Annotated in this window: 4 protein-coding genes; all 4 read left to right on the forward strand. The window is 41.6% G+C overall.

Going from position 1 to position 4,281, the window contains the following annotated elements:
* The coding region (locus F6J94_RS31010) for a hypothetical protein (protein WP_293047295.1) at window positions 1-294 on the forward strand (294 nt) is incomplete at its 5' end.
* A gap of 128 nt (window positions 295-422) precedes the next feature.
* On the forward strand, window positions 423-1,736 hold the full coding sequence (locus F6J94_RS31015; protein WP_293047297.1) for a CHAT domain-containing protein: 1,314 nt from the start codon (window positions 423-425) through the stop codon (window positions 1,734-1,736).
* An 18-nt stretch (window positions 1,737-1,754) separates the two neighbouring features.
* A complete protein-coding gene (locus F6J94_RS31020; protein WP_293047299.1) occupies window positions 1,755-2,114 on the forward strand; it encodes a hypothetical protein in 360 nt (119 codons plus the stop codon).
* 158 nt (window positions 2,115-2,272) lie between these two features.
* Window positions 2,273-4,024, forward strand: coding sequence for a hypothetical protein (locus F6J94_RS31025; protein ID WP_293047301.1), 1,752 nt, complete (start codon window positions 2,273-2,275; stop codon window positions 4,022-4,024).
* Window positions 4,025-4,281 lie beyond the last annotated feature (257 nt).

Below are 4,281 nucleotides of genomic sequence, written 5' to 3' on the forward strand. Positions count from 1 at the left end.
GTCCTCATAGCGGCGGAAGAAGGCCGGGGCGTAGTTGGAGACCCCGTGCATGGCAAGGTTGGTGGTGACCCCGTCGGCCAGTTTCAGCCAGACTCCGAACGGGTTCGGCTCATAGGACAGGAGGTCGACGAACCCGGGGGCGACGACCCTGCCGGTCGCATCCCAGGACTCGAGCCCGTCCAACGGTTCGAGCGAGAGATCGGCGACGACACCGCCGTCGATGCCGACGTTGACCAGCCCGTCGAGGCCGGATTCGGGATCGATGACCAGACAAGATTCTCAGCCGTGACCTGAAAACCATCTTTCCTGTAGATGTTGTTACTAAACTAGAACAATACAGGAATGAAATAGCGGCAGGTCAATATCAAATCCAACAGGGTAAAGCTGACAATCGAAAAGTCTTAGCACAACATCTCCAACAGTTGCGAAAGCAGCGTAATGATTTACAATACCAATATTTACCTATCGGTTCTAGCTTTAACTTTGAGCAATTTAAGAACAATTTAGATGACCACACTGCCATTGTAGAATTTTACATTACATGGGATAAGCTGCTCACGTTCATCTTTACCAGGGAAACTCAACAGCCAATAGTTTGGCAATCTGAGCCACAAGACTTAGACAAATTTGTAAATTGGAAAGATGAGTATTTACGAGATTACAAAGCTGATAAAATCAATAAAAATAATTGGCAAAACGACCTGAGTAACCGCCTAGATGAGCTGGCTGATATTCTGTCCATTGATGACATCATTAAGCAGATTCCCGAAAGGTGCGATAGATTAATTTTAATCCCCCATCAGGTTTTACATTTGTTGCCCCTTCATGCTTTACCGATTACCAGTAAGCAGGGAGAAGGTAAATCTAAAATTATAATGGAACAGTTTCCAGCAGGGGTAAGTTACGCCCCTAGCTGTCAACTACTCCAACTTGCTCAAACCAGAAAACGCCCGGACTTTACCCATCTGTTTGCCGTCCAAAATCCCAGTGCTGATTTAGTTTACACTAACCTAGAAGTAGAAGTAATTAAAGGCTACTTCAATTCACCACCAGATACAGAAGTTCTGGTGGAAAACGCTGCCACCAAAGCCGCCATAGATAGCCAAGTTTTAAACACATTCCACGTTGTCCATTTTAGCTGTCACGGTTACTTTAATTACCAAGAACCACGGAAATCGGCTCTAATCCTGGCCAATGCCCAGAAACCGGCATCTGCTGAACCCAATTCGGAGCGCTATTTACGAATAAGTGAAGAGGAAGTATTTGACCTAGAGCAATGTCTGACTATCGATGAAGTCTTTGAGTTACAATTAGAACAATGTCGCCTGGTCACTCTTTCGGCTTGTGAAACCGGATTGATTGATTATACTAACATTAGCGATGAATACGTTGGTTTACCCAGTGGTTTCCTAGTTGCCGGAAGTCCAGCAGTAGTTAGTAGCCTGTGGAAGGTAAACGATTTATCGACAGCGTTGTTGATGATTAAATTTTATCATAATTTGCTAAAGCCAATGTCCTTAGCACTTGCCCTGAATCAAGCCCAACTCTGGCTGCGGGATGCTACTGTACAGGAATTGTTAGATTGGGCTGAAGAGTTAACTAAACAGTTGAATTTGGAGAATAACTTTAAGGAAAAAATTAAGAAAGAACTCCGTTTCTTTAAAAGTGAAGAAACTCCCTTTTATTCTCCTTTTTATTGGGCGGCTTACTGCGCCATTGGAAAATATTATTTTTAGTTAAATCAACAAAAAAAAATGGAAATTTCAAGAATTATTCAAGCTTTTACGCAAGCACTAAAAACTCACTCGAAAAAATTTGAACTTATAGACTTGCAAGACTTAGACCAACTTTTAGTAACTTTAGACACTCCAACAGAAGCTGAATTAGATCAGATACTAACTAATTGGTTACAAACCCATACAGAAGTCAGAGATACTCTACGCCCATTTGCTGAAACTAATAAGGAATTAAAGAATTCGCCCAAGCTTCCGTCTAATTCCGAAGCAAGTATTATTCAAAATCTATTTGAACTGCGAAAAACCAACCAAGAAGTTATTAAAGCTAAAACTAATCAACAACAGTCAGACAAGAGTCAGCAATCAAAACAAGGGTAAGCATTGAGCTATCAGCCGTCAGCCGTCAGGTAAGCTATCAGCTATCAGCTATCAGCTTATGCGCTACGCGCACGCTACGCGAACAGCTATTGAATAAAATAAGCATTCAGCTGACAGCTGACGGCTGACGCCTGAATGCTTACTAAAAATCTCAAACAATGACTCATAAAATCTACGCACCTAATATTCATCTCTTTGCCTTCCATCTTAGGAATGCATCTAGTAGTGATTCCCAACCAGACACCGACTATAACAGCGAACTACTTTGGCACAAGTACGATCAGATTTGTGCTAAATTCCAAATTCAAGATAAGCTAGACCTGAGAGACGTTGCCGAAGGTTCCCGCATTGCTTTACTAAAAGGATCCACAACTGATAATATTCTCTTACCGTTGGAGGGAAAATTATCTCTGAAGAATGGCAAAGGAATAAGGATTACTGGTCAAGCTTGTCCACTCCAGATCTATGATAGTTATGCTCTCGGTTTGAATATTCGGATTCCTGAAGTTGAGAATAATCAGAAAACTGAAGACGTAGACCTGACTGTATTCAACTATTTTAATCCAGACCAGTGCTTTCTTCCCAGTAAAATTAACAGTAACATTAACAGTTCCCTAGGACAAATTCTGTTACTAACTGCTTGGCTACCCCAGAAGCATCAGCAAGATTCCCATGTATGGAAAGAGATAGCTGATCAGTGTGTGCAGAATTTTCTGGGAGAAAAGGATAAGGATAACTGTCCACCGCTGTATCAAGAAGGTCAATTATTTGATAGTCCAATTTTTGAATATGGCATTCCCGATCAATCTCAAGACTATGGCCAAATTTTTGTTTGGCTATTTTTAGGAGAAGAGGTGAATGGCAACTATAGTGCCCGAGCTGACGAAAATTTTTGCTGGTTTTATCAAAACTTTATTGATTTATTTTTTTATCGCCAAAAAGTTATTCGAGCTTATCAAATCAGCCGGGAGGTGTATAGTGATGTTAAACAACAATATCAAGAGATTAAAAAAATAATCAATGAAACGACAGGTCACAGGCTGGAAGCCTATGCCACGACTCAAAGTCAAGATAAAACGACAGATCACAGGCTGGAAGCCTGTGCCACGACTCAAAGTCAAGATAAAACGACAGATCACAGGCTGGAAGCCTGTGCCACGACTCAAAGTCAAGATAAAACGACAGATCACAGGCTAGAAGCCTGTGCCACGACTCAAAGTCAAGATAATCAGAGATCATTATCTGAAGCTGAACTGTTGGACTTTAAGCATAAGCTGAGAATACTGCCGAAGCTAGACTTGAACTATTCAGACTGGCTGGGACAGTTAGAAAGCTATAGCTTGACAATGAAGATTAATGCTCACAATTATTCCGAAAAGCTTCAACAACTTCAAGAAAAATTACCAAAGGATGATTTAAGAATTTTGTCAGTATTTTCTGATAAAATAAGCCATACTTATCAAGAGCAAATTAAAATAAACTTAAGCTATTTTGGACATAGCTCCGCCCTGTTAGACAAAGCGATTTCCTCAATCAGAGGTATTGTGGAAATTGAACAAGCAGAACGCGATCGCGCTTTGGAAAAAGCCCTCAGAGATAAGGAGGAGGCTGATCGAGTCCGAGACAAACAAGCTGAAAAACAGGAGAAAAGACTACAACTTTGGATCACCTTCGTCGGTACTGGCCTAGCGGTCAGTGGTATTTCTTCCCAAAGCGACGCTAAACAACCTCTAGAAGTGATCTTGATCAAACTAGACCGGAAGGAATCCTTAGATTGCCCTAAAGCTGGACTCTACCCTTGCTTGACTTATACTTTCTGGTTTGTGCTATTTCATATTTTGATTGGTGTTGGAGTTGGTGCGATCGCTGCTTTTATTGTGGATCGAATTATCCATCGGCGATCAAAATGACTGCTGATGTAAGCATTCAGCGGTCAGCCGTCAGCCGTCAGCCGTCAGCCGTGAGCTAAAAGCTCACCCTACGCGAACAGCTTTCCATAACTCAGATTAAACTAATGCTTACCTGTTTTATTCAAAAGCTCTTCTCTTTGCTTACCCTATGCCCATAAGCACCTCAAGTAGCCTGTCCATAGCCCATAAGCTGATAACTGATAGCTGATAACTGATAGCTGATAGCTATCAGCTATCAGCTATCAGCTATCAGCTAA

Source organism: Moorena sp. SIO1F2 (assembly GCF_010672755.1).
Lineage (GTDB): Bacteria > Cyanobacteriota > Cyanobacteriia > Cyanobacteriales > Coleofasciculaceae > Moorena.